Below are 15,386 nucleotides of genomic sequence, written 5' to 3'. Positions count from 1 at the left end.
ACTAATATAAAACCACTCCTTTCCGTTCTAAATGTATGTATATTATTATTGTTGATAAGAATAATATCAGTTAATATTTGCAATATAATAGGAAGTATTAAAAGTAGAGTAACATTATAAATATAATGAGTGACTTGTATAAAATAAAATCATGGTTTAAAAGTCGATTAATAGCGGATTATGCTGGTACTATGATGGTAGTAGCTATATTCATCATTATATTTATGGCTATAAGCTTCACCTTGCTATCGCCTTATATTGCGAGAGAACAATTGTCTTCTAAATTAGACACTATGTCTAGTGAATTAGTTGATAACTACAGTACAAATATTGGTGAGTATCATGAACTTATAACAGATGTAGTCAATAATATTAATTTTGATTGTAGTAAAAGTGATCGTAAATATATAAAAACAAAAACATATAATAAATATTATATTAAAAATATTGATATAAAAACGCATGATAATATTGTTTGTTCAAGTTTTAATGATAAGCCTAAACATCACACTCAAGCTATATTTATTAAAAATCTTCAAGATAACATCTCGTTATGGGCTATTGATAATAACAAAGAACAATCAATACTTTCATTAGTATGGGAAGATACCAAGGGTAAAGTCTCTATTGATTTTGAACCAATAATATCAAAGATTACGCGTAATAAGCATTGTGATGACTGTATCTTAACTGTAGTTTCAATACCAAATAATAATAAAACACTACACTCTCAAGATGATGAAAATGTTCTATCAAAACAAGCTTTAAATATAGAAGTTTTTAAAAACAGTTTAATATTAAAAAATTATGTTGACCCTCAATTGTTATCACTTATATCTATGGATTTAAAACCGTTATTATTTATTATTGGCGGGCTAATTGGTTTGCTCGTTTTCTTTGTCATTAACACTTATGCTAAGCGCCAATTATCTTTACATTCATTAATCATAAAAGGGATAGGGCGTAAAGAATTCATTCCTTATTATCAACCTATTATTAATGTTAAAAATAATAAAATGTATGGTTGTGAAGTATTGGTTCGATGGTGGTTTAACAAAAAAGAATTAATTTCTCCTGATGAATTTATCCCTTATGCTGAAAGCAACGGATTAATTATACATATTACTGATATTTTGCTTGAAAAAACATTAGCACAGTTAAGTTCATTAGATTGGAATAAAAGCTCGGGAATTATCAGTATTAATCTTGTTCCTGAGCAATTAGAAAATAAACTGCATATGCGTAAAGCTGTTGATTTAATTATTAAGTCATCAATTTCGCCTAAATTAATTGCTTTTGAAATTACAGAAAGAATGTCATTTACTGATCTTGATAAAGCAGCGGCTGTTATTGATTATTTGAAGGCTCAAGGTATCAATGTCAAATTAGATGATGCAGGTACAGGCTATGGCAGTTTTAGTTATATACAACATTTGAAATTGCAAAGCTTAAAGATTGATAAAATGTTTGTTGATACCATAGGTACGTTTGATCATAGACTGTCTGTTTTAGATTCAATTATTGCTTTTGGTAAAAAGTCAGGTATGGAAATGATAGCTGAAGGTGTTGAAACTAAAGAACAATCTGAATATTTGTTAAATAATGGTGTCTATTTGCAACAAGGGTACTATTTCTCAGAACCATTAAAGTTTGAACAATTTCATGACTATTACAAACAAGATCAAGTTAATAATTAAAAGGCACTTTATTCTCCAATTAAAATGAAGAATAAAGTGCGATAATTTTAGTCAATTATTTATTTTTGTTATTCCACGTATCGACTAAGTGTGCAATAGATTGGTGTGCTTGTTTCCATTCACGAGTTTGCATTAATGCATTAAATTCAGGTGTTGGTTTTTTCAATAATGAATTTAAGATAGAAACTTGAGTCTGTGGTAATCCATCTAATGCTTGTATTGCACCTTCACGGTTATTACATAACATAACCATATCACAACCTGATTGTTGAGCGGCAACAGCACGTTCACCATAGGTACCTAATACATCAGCACCTTTCATATTTAAATCATCAGAAAAGATAACGCCATTAAAACCTAAATCACGACGAAGTACTTGTTTTAGCCAATATTCAGAACCACTTGCAGGTCGTTCATCATAAGCATTGAATACGACGTGTGCAGGCATAATCCCTTGAAGCTTATTGTTGCTTATTAAATCCGTGAATACAGTCATATCGTGTTGCTTGATGTTGTCACGTGAGTCATATGGAGTTTCAAGGTGTGAATCTGCAATTACACCACCATGGCCTGGGAAATGTTTCCCTGTCGCTGCCATACCTGCGGTTGCCATACCATCAATAAAAGCAGAGGCATAACGAATAACATCGGCCGGATTATCAGAAAAAGCCCGATTGCCGATGGCTTTACAATCAAAACCTAAATCCAATACTGGCGCAAAGCTGATATCGATATCCATTGCCAGTAATTCAGCGGCCATTAGCCATCCTCCGGTTGTTGCAAGTGCTAAACCATTGTCTGATTCTGCAAATGCACGAGCTGGTGGCAGTATAGAAAATTGCTCTCTAAAACGCTGAACACGTCCACCTTCTTGATCAACGCCAATAATAAGAGGGCGTTTTGCTGTTTTACGAATATCTTTTATCAGTGCTCGAAGTTGATCGCGATTATCGTAGTTGCGAGCAAAGAAAATAATGCCGCCAACAGTAGGGTGTTGAATAATTTCACGTTCTTCTGCATCAAGTTCATAGCTTGAAACATCAAGCATTAAAGGTCCCATCAAGACACTCCAGCAAACAAATAGAACGAACAAATTATCATAGTTTGCTATAACCGCAATTTTTAATCTGGATTTTATTGTGTTTTTTAGTTCTTGATACAGAAAATTAAGCAGTGATACGTATCACTTTAAATGGTAACTGAATGTAAGGTTATTTATCTGAATGTGATCTAAATCGTTTCAAGTGCAGCTCTGGTTAATATAGACTACGCACCATTGAAAATTGATGCGGGATCAATGATGTCTTTGCTTATTGCGATTGCTTTAACAACGGGTATTCTTTCTGGAATATGGGGCTGGGTTGCTGTTTCTTTAGGATTACTGAGTTGGGGGGGCTTCTTAGGCTGTACAACATACTTTGCTTTGCAACGAGATGGACTGAAAGGGGTTGGATTAAGCATTGCGACTAACCTAAGTGGTGTTTTTTGGGCTATGGTGATTATTAAGCTATCAAGCATGATTAATATAGAAATCATTGGTTATGTCATTACAGCTCTTGTCGCATTTATGATGTGTGCTCAAGCAAAGAAACACTGGTTAAGCTTTATCCCTGGTACATTCATTGGTTCTTGTGCAACATTTGCAGCAGCGGGTGATTGGCAGCTCGTGATTCCGTCTCTTATTGTTGGTGTTATCTTTGGTTATTTGATGAAAACAACGGGTATATGGCTACATGCAAAATTATCACCGAATTATGAGCAAATAAATAGCTAAGAATATGGCAATGAATAAGTATTGATAACAAAAACGCAGAGCTTCGGTTCTGCGTTTTTAGTTCTGTGTGACAATATTTCAACCAAAAATGGGTACGAAAATACCATTATGGTTGGCGCAGTACTTTTTGATGCCTGGACGGTGGTTATCTTTAGTGGCAAGTATGCAAACTCGCACGCCTTGCTGGGTAAGATTTTCAGTGAGAGCTTGAATATTTTTATGATCACAGCATTCACGATCAGCATCGCGTCGACATAGATCAACAAACACATCAGCTACATCGTCATGGTAAAGAACATATTCTGACTGTTGCATTAATCGTAATGCTTTAAGACTGAGTAATTCAGGATCATGCCCCGTTTCAATAAGGTAAATGCTTCCACCACATTGGTTCTTCTCAGTTAATAATTGTTGAAAAGCCGCTTCTAATTCTTCGGTTGTATGGGCATTTTCTACCACACTTAATCTGAAAAATTGTTCCCAAAATTTTCGGCGTTCATCTACGGTAGTGAAATGTTGTTTAATACGTTGGCGTTGTTCGCCTGAGAATGATGCGAGTAAACTTAAATTTTGTGGTAAATAGGTTTCTAAACGTTCACGTAAGTAACGTACTAGCACGGGTGATGCACCACCACTAGAAATGGCAACTTGAATTGGAGACCGATCAACCATTGATGGTGTAATAAAGTCGCAAAATGTTGGGTCATCAACAACATTAGTCCAGATTTTTAATGCATTTGCGTCATGGTAAATCTGATGATTAAGCGCTGCTGAGTCAGTTGTTGCCCACACTTGATCTGCACCACTAAGTTGTGATGACTGATAAGGTTGTTCGATATGTGTGATCAGTTGCTGTTGTAATAACTCTTGCAAATGCGGATGTAGTTGTGGTGATACAACGGTAACATTTGCGTGTGCTTTTAATAATAAATCAACTTTACGGCAAGCAACGTCGCCACCACCAACAACTAAGATTTGTTTGTTATTTATTTTTAGAAATATAGGAAAGAAATCCATTTAATAATATCCATTTAAATATCAATGTAGGTCTATTATTACGTAATAATTATCGATGACAATAATGTATTTTTTATTATTCATAAATAGACAGTTAGATCTACACTTCTATAATAAATTGATTCTTTTTCGAAATAAAGCAATTGCTACAAGTATAATCAAAACTTTAATTGGTATAGTTCCAGCAGATTGAGGCTGAGTTGAAACTAATAATAGATTAAGATCTTGGTCTTGAGGGTAATCATCGACAAGGATGAAAGGATCGTACTTGTAATTAGGTGAATTATAGTGTGTGGCTAAAGAAAAGTGGGGCAGGTTGTCATATTGCTTAATAGTGTCTTCAATCCAAATACGTAATGCGGCTAATTCGGTATATTGTCCATGCAGTTGTTGGTACTGCTGTGTTGGATTATTGAGCCTTTGTTCACACAGAGCGCCGTTACTAACGATGCCAAGTACACGTAAACCAAAGTCACTATTAGCAATATGTTGTTGGTTTTGCCAAATTAAAGGGCCACCAGAGTCGCCACTACAAACGTCTTTTAGAAGGCCATCAATATTTGAATCAGCACAAATGATTTGTGATTTGTTGGCTTGCAGGCCATTGCAATATTGATCAGGAACACCGGCTAATGTTATTAATTGTAATTGGTTAGGGTAGTTTATTTTACTGTCATTATTGGATTTCCCCCAGCCTGATGCAATGAGATTTGCTGTTGAGTTTTGATGTATTACCCAGTTATTATCAAAAATATTATTAGCTGCTATTTGTTCATTTACTGACGCAATAACAATAGGTTTAGCAACAGTAAATAAAGAGCTATTAACACGGATTAATGCAATATCATTAGCAAATATTTCCTTATTATAATTAGGGTGATTTATAATATGTGCGATGGTGAATTTATATTTGGCATCGAGTTGTTGCGAATTTTGCCGAGGAATTGTTGAAGTTCCAGCAATAACATGACGAATATAATTTTTGGTACAGTGAGCGGCGGTAATTAACCAATATTCATCAATAATAACGGCGCCACATAAAACAGAGGTTACATTTGATGACGTTATTGCTGCTTGCCACGGTAATAATAATGGCGCATAACGCGTAGCTGGATTACTGTTTATTGCTTTTGGTGTAGGTTGTGCTGCAAATACAATTGCATGATGAGCGCTCGTTACTATAAGTAAGAATATAAAAAAATAACGGGTTATGTTTTGTTTTATTTGTAAACGCATTATTCTTCCTTATCTTACCTTTCCCATTATCTTCAGTGTAGTTAGCGGAAGATTAACTGGCTGATGAAATTGTGACTAAAGTTGAATCAAAAATGAGAATGTTGTTTATTGAGTTGGAATAATTGTTAACTTGATAACGGAAAATGACGTAAATTTTGATTATCATAAGTAACTATTTTTTGCTTATTGATGGATAAATCGTGTTTAATCAATGTATTGGTTTTGGTGTAGCAGGTAATTTTGCGGGGCATTTAGAACAGGCGGGTGAAGCTGCGGATTTTGTTACGGTTGCAGTAAAAGAAGTGACACAGCCAAAAGCTATTTTTCCATTTTATCTTCCTAATATTAATTCTGGATTGCTAACAACATACCCATTATCTTCTACACAGATCACGCCTCCTAACGATGCTGATAATCTTCAAATTGAACCTGAAGTGGCATTGGTTTGTGATGTTATATATACGACTAATGCTGATGATAGCCGTCAAACGGTATCAGATTTAATTCCACGTCAATTTGGTGCTTATAACGATTGTTCAATTCGAAAACCACATGCGAAAAAAATCAGTGAAAAGAAAAACTGGGGTATAAATAGTAAAGGCATGAGCGATCATCTTATTGCTATCGATCATTTTTCTGCGGGTGGTGTTTTAGACCGTTACCGTATCGCGAGTTTCCATTGTCGTGACGGTGAAATTCATCGTTATGGTGAAGACAGTGCCGTGGTTGGTTACAGTTATTTTCATGACACATTATTAGATTGGATTATTGAACGAATGAACCACCAGCAAGATGTTGGACCGACTGAAAATATTGCTGATTTATTAGAACAGAGTCAGTATCCAACTCAAGCGGTGATCAGCATTGGAGCGACTCGTTATACACCCTATGGTGAAAGCTATTTTTTACAAGCGGGTGATACTAGTATCGTCGTTGTCTACGATGGCAATTGCTATAATGCTGAAGAAATCATGCAGATGGCATTAACTCATGATCTAACTAATGATGATGGTATGTCAGTATTAATTCAACAGGTTGTTACATCGTAACTTACTACTAGGTACAGATATTACTGCTTATATCTATTGTTATTTATAAACATGCGCCCGTAAAGGATCTTAATATATGGCTGACTTAGTCTCAAATACTGCCATCGTCATAGCAGCAGATCCTCTTAGAATGGCATGTTTACGTGCTGTACAAACATTGAATTTACCAGATTGGTTTATAGCTGCTGGGTTTGTTCGTAATGCTATTTGGGATCACTTACATCATTTACCGATGACACCATTAAATGATGTTGATGTGGTGTATTTTGATCCTAATGACTGCTCATTAGCAACTGAAGCGCATTATGCTGCATTGCTACAACAGCAATTACCTATGATTAATTGGGAAGTTAAAAACCAAGCAAGAATGCATTTAAAGCATCAACATTCACCTTATAAAAATAGTGCAGATGCCATATCTCGCTGGGTAGAAGTTCCCACATGTGTTGGGGTACGGTTACTGGTTGATAATCAATTAATTTTTACTGCAGCATATGGACTAGAGCATAACTGGTCATTACATGTTAGCATCAATCCACATTACCCAAGACCTGCCGTTTATCAACAGCGTATTCGAGACAAAAAGTGGCAGGTATTGTGGCCCAGGTTAAAAATTTTAACTGCGGATTATTCCTAAGGATTTTTATGGTATCGCCTGTTAATAATATAGTGTCTGCTGCTTGGCTTCATCAGCAATTATTTGATAGCTCGTTGGCAGCATCAATTGTAGTGCTAGATGCTAGTGCATTTATGCCTGATGTGCCGCGTGATCCGCAACAAGAGTTTATTGAGGTTCGCATCCCAACGGCACGTTTTTTTGATTTTAACCATCAAATAGCAGCACCGAATACTGATTTACCGCATATGTTGCCATCTGCTGAATTATTCACTCAAGAAGTCGCAAAATTAGGCGTGAATAATGATAGCCATGTTGTTATTTATGATAGCCAAGGAATGTTTTCAGCACCACGTGGGTGGTGGATGTTCAAGGCGATGGGACATGATAATGTGTCAGTGCTTGATGGGGGTTTACCTGCTTGGCTAGCGGCGGGTTATGCGACGCAAACGGGTGTACCAATGACTAATGCGATTGGGGATTTCAGTGCTATATATCGATCTAGTTGGGTGATTGATGCCGATACTTTGTGTCAAAGACTGGATGATACCTGTATTCAAATCATTGATGCACGTCCTACAGCACGTTTTCTCGCCACTGTAAAAGAACCGCGTGTTGGGCTTCGTAGTGGTCATATGCCAAATGCGAAAAGTTTACCTTTTGGCGAGTTATTAACCGATGGTTATTTTCTGCCCGTTGAACAATTACAGCAGAAGTTTGATGCATTGAGTACTGCCGAGCAACAACTTATTTTTAGCTGTGGTTCTGGTGTTACGGCTTGTATTTTAGCTCTAGCCGCGCAACTTAGTGGACGTGACAATGTCACTGTTTATGATGGCTCATGGACAGAATGGGGCGCAAATGAGAAGTATCCAGTGGTGAAATAACTGTCGTTAACCGATCCAAATAATGCAAAGAGTTATGATTTAAAACTAGAACTTAGCATTGGCTTTTAGTGGTGTTTTCACTAAAAGCCATGCTTGTTTTAAAAGGGGCAATTATGATGATTCTGCGATATAACCATTATTATTAATGATTTTTTTTGCATCATCAGATGCTAAAAATTGAATAAATTTCGCAGCGTTCGCTGATAGTCCTTGCTTCTTATACATAATCAAAAATGGGCGAGCCATCTTATATTCACCTGAATGGATATTACTAATAGTGGGCGTTACTCCATTATAAGATAATGGTTTAATTGAGCTATCAATTGATCCAAAAGATAAATAACCAATCGCTTGTTGATTTCGTGCAATTAAACTTTTGACCATACCATTAGTGCTTACCACTAATACCTCAGGATTGATGTCTGATACGGTAAATCCTGCCACATTTTGAGTGAGTTGCATAAAGTGCTCAAACGAAAATCGAGATCCTGATGCATTCTCACGGCTCACAACTGCAATTTCTTCATTATTACCACCTACCTGTTGCCAATTTTTTGTTATGCCATGATAAATATTATTAACTTGTGAGTGGGTGATATTATTAATCGGATTGGCAGGGTTAACGACTAATGCAATTCCATCATGTGCGATAGGGGTAATTATATAGTTATCATCAAGCTCATCTGCATTAATTATACGTGAACTCATGCCTATTTCAGCAGTACCCGTTTGTAATGCGACGATACCAGCGGATGAACTGATACCTTGTACATTAATTTTGTTATTAGGATATTGTATTGAATAGTGCTCAGCTAAAATACCCATAATATGACTGACTGATGTTGAGCCAGTCACGGTAACGGTAGTGTTAGCTTGAGCACTAAATGCAAGTGTTGTACAAAGAGCCCATAGGGTAGTTGCCTTGATTAGCATTGCTTTGCTCCATTGGTGAATGATAAGCAAATATGTTATTACGTATATATGACGATAATATGAAACTCAAACAGCGATTTTATTAACTTAACTCTATTCAAGTTACGTTTAACTTAGTATTAAAAGAAATATAAAATGAAAATAAATTTGGTATAACAATGATTTGTATAATAAATTTATTAAGCCATATCTATATTAACGTGGTTATATAGCAATGTTCGTTTTATAGCTTGTTTTTAACATGACACCTTATTGTTAAAAGTTCGTATAAGATGTATCAGCGCACAAAATCATGCTATAACGGTAAAGAGACAACAACGTAGAGGTGTGGTTTTCAGCCATTAAACACTGTTTACGGTACACCATGTAGGGTAAGAAAAGAATTCAAGGTTGGATATATGCTTACAGTAGCAACAGCAGCACCGAATAAAGCCATTTTATCAGAACGCATTCAAAAGCTGATCAGTGGGCTTTCTAATGGTGTTTATGAACGTGAAGAAACCATCAAATTATGTCTATTAGCCGCGCTAGCTGGCGAAAGTGTGTTCCTGTTAGGTCCTCCTGGTATTGCAAAGAGCTTAATTGCAAAACGATTAATTCAAGCGTTTGATGACAGTAAATTTTTCGATTATTTAATGACACGTTTTTCAACGCCTGAAGAAGTATTTGGACCATTATCTATTCAGGAATTAAAAGATAATGGTAAGTATGTGCGTTTAATTGATGGCTACTTACCGACAGCTCAAGTGGTTTTTCTCGATGAAATCTGGAAAGCGGGACCCGCTATTCTTAATACTTTATTAACCGTAGTGAATGAACGAACATTTAAAAATGGTCAGGATATTTTACCAATACCTATGCGATTGTTGATTACTGCATCAAACGAATTACCCGATGCAGACAGTGGTTTAGACGCGTTATATGACCGTATGTTAGTACGCGTGTTTGTTAACCGAATTCAAGAAAAACGTAATTTCAAATCAATGCTTATGGGTGATGGTGCAACGCTAACAGCGATTGATCCATCATTAACTATCAAAGATGATGAATACCATAGCTGGCAAGCACATATTGAGGATGTGACATTAACTGATCCCCTTTTTGAAAAAATTTATCAGTTAAAATCAATGATAGAAGCGCGTTCTGGTGAAAGTATTGAACAAACAACGGATAGTGAGCTTTATATTTCTGATCGCCGCTGGAAAAAATCAGTACGTTTATTAAAAGCGAGTGCATTTTTTAACGGCCGTGACCATATCAATCCGTTAGATTTGTTGCTATTGCAAGATTGCTTATGGCATAGCCCTGAATCACGTAATGTGATTGTGAGTATTATGAAAGAATTTGCGACTAAACATGCTTTTAATCAACAAGATGCTATTGCTGATGCCAAAGAAGCTCATGTGATTATTGATAATATTAACCAAGATATCTGCACCCAATTAGTCGTTAGCTTTACGCGTGAAAGTACGATGCGTAAAGAATGGTTTAAATATAATTTTGCAACAGCAACGCGATTTAATATCAATAACAATCCTCGTATGATTAAGTTAGTAATGTTACAACCTAATACTTCGGTATCAGAGCAAGAATTGGGTGATAGTCGTTGGGTGTATGTTGATGGGGATGAGTTTGATAAAAAAATTCGCACAGGAAAATGTGATATTTATGGCTTTGTAAATAAAAATACCCATTTATGTCGACTACAGTTTGAGATAGACGCTGAAAATCAATTAGTCATTAAAGACATTGCTAATCGTCCGGTTCTTGTTGGTATTACTGGTAATAAAGGCTTAACAAGCTCACAACAGCAACAATGGCAACAATTGGTTGATCAAGCAATGGCTAAGATTACGGACTCTGAGCATAATGTGATTAAAGCGCGGACGTTGTTCCATGGTGCATTACCGCATAATTTTATCAGCGGCGATTTTCCAACATTAATAGAACAAAGCCTTAATGACTGTGTTGATAAAGTAGCTGAATTGAAATTAACGGCCGAAAAGAGTGCCTTTAGAATTACTCACATGGATGATTATTTTTCACAACAATGATTGTTAATTTAAAAACAACTTTTTATGAGTGATGAAAAATAAAGTAAAGGATAGATGCTTATGCCAGTATCTGAAGGGTTAAATTTTGCTTTGATGCTTGCAGAGTCAGGTATTATTGATACTGCTGTCCATGAAGTTATGGTTAGGCCACAACTTCTTATGGCAGCAGAAGCAAGCCCTGGTGTCAAAACGGCGATGAAAAATCAGATCATGAAGTGGCGTGGCCAAATGATTCGAAAAACTGCTAAAGGCACGGTTGTCGAACAATTCAGTGATGAGATTAATTTATACCAACAAGTCTGCACATGGAATAAAGAGTATTTTTTTGCCCACTCAGAGCAAATTGTTAAGCAATTAGAAGGGCAATCCGCTTTTTATTTCAAAGCGAAAAGCTTACTTGCAACAGAAAAAAGTAAACATAACCCCATGTTTCAACGTTTCTTTTGTGATAAATGGTATGACTATTTAGCTCATGCATTGCGAGAAGCGCAAGAGTCTGAAGTTGAAGAGCAAAAAGATCAGTTATTAAAAGATTTGTATCAACGTATTGAAACCATGAAAAAAATGGCGACAGTAACCGATGCTGGTGATGTCAGTAAAGCTGGACGTTTGTGGGATATGGCACAAGCGAAGCTGACTAAAACTGATGTTGATGTGATGAAGAAAATTGCTGCATTCTTAAAAAAGAATAATGGCCTTCAAGAAATAGCTGAAAAATTAGGTCGTATGGCCAGTGAAGTTGATGATCCTAATAAAGAACGGGTGAAATCAGAACAAATGAAGCTGGTGGAAGAAATAAGTGACAATGTCACCGATGATATTGTTGGCATCCATGAAAGTGATGATTTGACCAAGCTATTACCGAATGAAGCGATGTTTTTAGCTTACCCTGAGCTTGAAGTGATTTTTTATAAGCACTTAGCGGATAAACGGTTAATGAATTATCGCATGCAGGGGACTCAACGTAAGCTGCGAAAAGTAAAAGCTTTTAAACGACAAACCAAGCAGGTTGATCAACCTAAAGGTCCTTTTATTGTTTGCATTGATGCATCAGGTTCGATGTCGGGTTATCCAGAAAACTGCGCTAAAGCATTGGCTTATGGTTTGATGCAAATAGCCCTTGTTGAAGAGCGTGATTGCTTTGTCATTATGTTTTCAACACAACAGATCACTTACGAACTGACAAAACAAGATGGTTTACATGAAGTAGTTAACTTTTTATCGTATTCCTTTCATGGTGGTACAGATTTAGGACCAGTACTTGATCAATCAATTGATCTGATGGCGGCGGGTAAATATAAAAACGCTGATTTAGTCGTATTATCTGACTTTATTGCACCAAGCCAACCTGAAGTAATGCAATCGCGAGTTCAGAAGTTAAAGCAGCAGAAAAACCGTTTTCATGCTGTGAATTTATCGAAATATGGCAATCCTGAGTTATTAGAATTGTTTGATCATTGTTGGTCTTATCATCCATCAACATTAAGCCAACTTGGACGCTTATTTAAACGGCGTTAAGTGTGTCTCTAATTTGTTATAGATAAAACAAGGAGTACATTAGTACTCCTTTTTGTTGTTACTGTTTAAATAACTATATGTCGTATTATTTGATCTTAAAATATTCGATCAACGTTTTTTTCCATTGATTACTTTTTCTAAATTGTAGTAGCTCTCGATTAATTTCTTCATCATAAGGGCTATTTTCACCGAGTACGATTCCGTAATTTTGTTTCTCAAATTGGTATGGAAGTACTTGTAATTGTTCAAATACTCCTTTGCTTTGCGCTTTTTTAATTTGATATCTTAAAATAGCATCATCATAAACAATGGCATTCACTTCACCATTATTTAGCGCGCTTAACATGTCAGATACGGTTGGATAGGTTTTGTGAATAATACTATGGTTAGTTAAGAATTCTGATGAGGTAGATGATTCTTTTGCTCCTGTTAGAACATTATCTAAATCATTTGGGCCTTTAATATCATTATTGATTAAGCCTAACGTAAATGAACTTGCGAGCACGGCTGTAATACTAGCAATAAATAGGGTAGTAAAAACGGCAAGTAATACTGTGACCACACGTCCGGTTAATGTTTTAAATTCGTAATAATTAAACGGGCCCTTAGTGATAAATAATAACCCAAGTATAAATCCTTCGACTAACCGTGCTGAACGTGATTGCATTGAATAAAGTTTGTCATTTACACGGTGTTCAAGTAAATAATAAATACCACCTACGGTTGAAGCGGCAATCGCAACAATGGCTAATATCTGCAATAGTTTTTTATTAAAAATAATGCCAGTGAATGTTTCCCAGTGGCTTTTTTGTTTTACAGCTATGGCTAGATTAGTTTCATAAAAAGAGTGAGAGAAATCCAATAACTCTTCACGCTCTGGCGTAATAGAGATACAAGATAAACCGACATCGAGTTTGCCACTGGCAACGGCTTCTAATAATTCCTTGAGTGGTAGCTCTTTAACACGGTATTTTAAATTAAGATTGGTTGCTATATTGTCCCATAATAAAAACGTTAGCCCTTGATAATCATCAGGTTTATCAATCATAACAAAAGGTGGGCAAGAATAAGTACCCACGAGTAATGTTTTATCATTAATTGATTCTTCAGCTTGTATTTTTGGTGAAGATAATAGTGTCAAAATACCCATAGCTGATATGAATAATAAGGCGTGTAAATATGAGTAATATAGCTGAGATGATGGAGTCGTCATTGTCATAGCATCATTCCTAGCAAACAGGTGATTGTTAAGTATACGTATTTAATAATAGTTATAATCTTAGTTATTGTTAATTTGAATTAATGGGTTGTATTTGTTATCAATAGGTTAATGGTAATGTTAATCCTATTAATAACAAAAGGTGTTGTATATATGTTTGTGTTTTTTTTGTGCATTTGATCATTAATATACTAAGGCTATTGAGCTTTAACATGTACAATGCACCGCTTAATTATATTTGATTCCTGCGAGTAGCAAAGATGACCCAAAAGAAAGCCGCACAGCCTAAACAAGGCCTACATCCACGTAACCCACACCGTGCGCGTTATGACTTTGCGACATTAACTCAAGCAACGCCTGAGTTAGCACAATATGTTAGTGAAAATGCTTATGGCGATCTTTCCGTAAATTTCTCTGATCCTCTCGCAGTAAAAACATTGAATAAAGCGTTATTAAAGCATTTTTATCATGTTGACTACTGGGATATTCCTGCGGGCTTTTTGTGCCCACCGATCCCTGGTCGCGCTGATTATATTCATTACATTGCCGATTTATTGGCACAATCTAATGGTGGTGCCGTACCACAAGGTAAAGGTGTTCGCGGTTTAGATATCGGTATCGGCGCAAACTGTGTTTATCCTATTATTGGCCATCGTGTGTATGGTTGGCAGTTTGTTGGTTCTGAGATTGATAAGTTAGCCGTTAAGTCAGCTAAATTTATTGCGGCAAATAATAAGAGCTTAAAGGGCGCTATTCAGATCCGTCTTCAAGATAATGTTGATAATATCTTTACTGATATGATCAACGATGAAGAAGTATTTGATTTTACAATGTGTAATCCACCGTTCCACGGTTCAGAAGCGGAAGCGATGGCTGGATCTGAGCGCAAAGTACGTAACCTTGCGACTAACTCAAATAAAAAGCGTCAAGCCCATGGTCGTAGTAATAAGCTTTCGGCATTTAATGCCAAATCAGAATCTACAACGCCAGTGCTTAACTTTGGTGGTCAGAGAGCCGAGTTGTGGTGTACGGGTGGCGAAGTTGGCTTTATTAAAAAGATGATCAACCAAAGTGCGACTAAAGCGACACAATGTTTCTGGTTTACAACACTTGTTTCTAAGAAAGAAAACCTTGGTGTGCTTTATAAGCAACTTGAAAAAGTAAGCGCATTCCAAGTGAAAACCATTGAAATGTCACAAGGTCAGAAAATCTCGCGTGTTGTTGCATGGACGTTCTTAAATGAAGAACAACAAGCAGAGTGGCAAGCAGAACGCTGGGCATAACGTTTCCGTAATATATATTCGTATTGATAATAAGCGACCTGATGGTCGCTTTTTTTATGGCTGTTTAAGTTAAAGCTTAATATTGAATGTGATTAAATGACGT

13 protein-coding genes are annotated in these 15,386 nt (G+C 36.1%); 8 read left to right on the top strand and 5 right to left on the bottom strand.

Annotated elements, in window-relative coordinates; all coding sequences use genetic code 11:
- Positions 1–134: 134 nt before the first annotated feature.
- The gene (locus ACJZU6_RS19360) at positions 135–1,697 is read left to right on the top strand and encodes an EAL domain-containing protein (RefSeq protein WP_408901134.1); all 1,563 of its coding nucleotides are present in this window, start codon (positions 135–137) and stop codon (positions 1,695–1,697) included.
- Positions 1,698–1,752: 55 nt separating this feature from the next.
- Here ACJZU6_RS19360 and nagZ read toward each other — a convergent pair whose 3' ends face one another.
- The gene (gene nagZ / locus ACJZU6_RS19355) at positions 1,753–2,757 is read right to left on the bottom strand and encodes a beta-N-acetylhexosaminidase (RefSeq protein ID WP_327767108.1); all 1,005 of its coding nucleotides are present in this window, start codon (positions 2,755–2,757) and stop codon (positions 1,753–1,755) included.
- 240 nt (positions 2,758–2,997) lie between these two features.
- Here nagZ and ACJZU6_RS19350 point away from each other — a divergent pair, with 240 nt between their 5' ends.
- Positions 2,998–3,471 carry a DUF1097 domain-containing protein gene (locus tag ACJZU6_RS19350; protein WP_080156000.1) on the top strand — a complete coding sequence of 158 codons (474 nt, stop codon included), beginning with the start codon at positions 2,998–3,000 and terminating at the stop codon, positions 3,469–3,471.
- Positions 3,472–3,549: 78 nt separating this feature from the next.
- Here ACJZU6_RS19350 and ACJZU6_RS19345 read toward each other — a convergent pair whose 3' ends face one another.
- Positions 3,550–4,488 (bottom strand): NAD(P)-dependent oxidoreductase, encoded by a 939-nt coding sequence (locus ACJZU6_RS19345; RefSeq protein WP_408901133.1) that lies wholly within the window; start codon positions 4,486–4,488, stop codon positions 3,550–3,552.
- Between the two features lie 108 nt (positions 4,489–4,596).
- On the bottom strand, positions 4,597–5,724 hold the full coding sequence (locus tag ACJZU6_RS19340) for a S1 family serine peptidase (protein WP_408901132.1): 1,128 nt from the start codon (positions 5,722–5,724) through the stop codon (positions 4,597–4,599).
- 197 nt (positions 5,725–5,921) lie between these two features.
- Between ACJZU6_RS19340 and ACJZU6_RS19335 the strand changes: the two genes are divergently transcribed.
- From ACJZU6_RS19335 to ACJZU6_RS19325, 3 genes are all read left to right on the top strand, one after another.
- A complete protein-coding gene (locus ACJZU6_RS19335; protein ID WP_408901522.1) occupies positions 5,922–6,773 on the top strand; it encodes a DUF5718 family protein in 852 nt (283 codons plus the stop codon).
- A gap of 76 nt (positions 6,774–6,849) precedes the next feature.
- On the top strand, positions 6,850–7,410 hold the full coding sequence (locus ACJZU6_RS19330; protein WP_408901131.1) for a nucleotidyltransferase family protein: 561 nt from the start codon (positions 6,850–6,852) through the stop codon (positions 7,408–7,410).
- Positions 7,411–7,418: 8 nt separating this feature from the next.
- Complete coding sequence (locus ACJZU6_RS19325) at positions 7,419–8,276, top strand: sulfurtransferase (RefSeq protein ID WP_408901130.1); 858 nt, start codon at positions 7,419–7,421, stop codon at positions 8,274–8,276.
- Between the two features lie 111 nt (positions 8,277–8,387).
- Here the strand turns inward: ACJZU6_RS19325 and ACJZU6_RS19320 are convergent, their stop codons facing one another.
- Positions 8,388–9,209, bottom strand: coding sequence for a phosphate ABC transporter substrate-binding protein (locus ACJZU6_RS19320; protein ID WP_408901129.1), 822 nt, complete (start codon positions 9,207–9,209; stop codon positions 8,388–8,390).
- Positions 9,210–9,607: 398 nt separating this feature from the next.
- Here ACJZU6_RS19320 and ACJZU6_RS19315 point away from each other — a divergent pair, with 398 nt between their 5' ends.
- Both ACJZU6_RS19315 and viaA read left to right on the top strand, forming a co-directional pair.
- Positions 9,608–11,263, top strand: a complete 1,656-nt coding sequence (locus ACJZU6_RS19315) for an ATPase RavA domain-containing protein (RefSeq protein ID WP_327779643.1) — start codon at positions 9,608–9,610, stop codon at positions 11,261–11,263.
- A 60-nt stretch (positions 11,264–11,323) separates the two neighbouring features.
- The gene (gene viaA / locus ACJZU6_RS19310) at positions 11,324–12,781 is read left to right on the top strand and encodes an ATPase RavA stimulator ViaA (RefSeq protein ID WP_080155993.1); all 1,458 of its coding nucleotides are present in this window, start codon (positions 11,324–11,326) and stop codon (positions 12,779–12,781) included.
- A gap of 85 nt (positions 12,782–12,866) precedes the next feature.
- Here the strand turns inward: viaA and ACJZU6_RS19305 are convergent, their stop codons facing one another.
- Entirely contained in the window at positions 12,867–14,000 is a 1,134-nt protein-coding gene (locus tag ACJZU6_RS19305; RefSeq protein ID WP_408901128.1) for a transporter substrate-binding domain-containing protein, read from the bottom strand.
- A gap of 260 nt (positions 14,001–14,260) precedes the next feature.
- On the opposite strand from ACJZU6_RS19305, the gene rlmF reads away from it, so the two are divergent.
- Positions 14,261–15,283: a 23S rRNA (adenine(1618)-N(6))-methyltransferase RlmF gene (gene rlmF, locus ACJZU6_RS19300; protein WP_327779642.1), complete on the top strand. Its 1,023-nt coding sequence runs from the start codon at positions 14,261–14,263 to the stop codon at positions 15,281–15,283.
- Positions 15,284–15,386: the final 103 nt, after the last annotated feature.

The sequence above is a fragment of the Photobacterium piscicola genome (assembly GCF_046058925.1).
GTDB lineage: Bacteria > Pseudomonadota > Gammaproteobacteria > Enterobacterales > Vibrionaceae > Photobacterium > Photobacterium piscicola.
The sequence above is the reverse complement of the archived record's forward strand: the minus strand, read 5'-3'. Positions and strand labels throughout refer to the sequence as shown.

Bases quoted from the DNA above. Each gene is read 5' to 3' on its own strand.
- nagZ (WP_327767108.1), bottom strand. From the start codon at position 2,757: ATGGGACCTTTAATGCTTGATGTTTCAAGCTATGAACTTGATGCAGAA.
- ACJZU6_RS19350 (WP_080156000.1), top strand. From the start codon at position 2,998: ATGTCTTTGCTTATTGCGATTGCTTTAACAACGGGTATTCTTTCTGGA.
- ACJZU6_RS19345 (WP_408901133.1), bottom strand. From the start codon at position 4,488: ATGGATTTCTTTCCTATATTTCTAAAAATAAATAACAAACAAATCTTA.
- ACJZU6_RS19340 (WP_408901132.1), bottom strand. From the start codon at position 5,724: ATGCGTTTACAAATAAAACAAAACATAACCCGTTATTTTTTTATATTC.
- ACJZU6_RS19330 (WP_408901131.1), top strand. From the start codon at position 6,850: ATGGCTGACTTAGTCTCAAATACTGCCATCGTCATAGCAGCAGATCCT.
- ACJZU6_RS19325 (WP_408901130.1), top strand. From the start codon at position 7,419: ATGGTATCGCCTGTTAATAATATAGTGTCTGCTGCTTGGCTTCATCAG.
- ACJZU6_RS19320 (WP_408901129.1), bottom strand. From the start codon at position 9,209: ATGCTAATCAAGGCAACTACCCTATGGGCTCTTTGTACAACACTTGCA.
- ACJZU6_RS19315 (WP_327779643.1), top strand. From the start codon at position 9,608: ATGCTTACAGTAGCAACAGCAGCACCGAATAAAGCCATTTTATCAGAA.
- viaA (WP_080155993.1), top strand. From the start codon at position 11,324: ATGCCAGTATCTGAAGGGTTAAATTTTGCTTTGATGCTTGCAGAGTCA.
- ACJZU6_RS19305 (WP_408901128.1), bottom strand. From the start codon at position 14,000: ATGACAATGACGACTCCATCATCTCAGCTATATTACTCATATTTACAC.
- rlmF (WP_327779642.1), top strand. From the start codon at position 14,261: ATGACCCAAAAGAAAGCCGCACAGCCTAAACAAGGCCTACATCCACGT.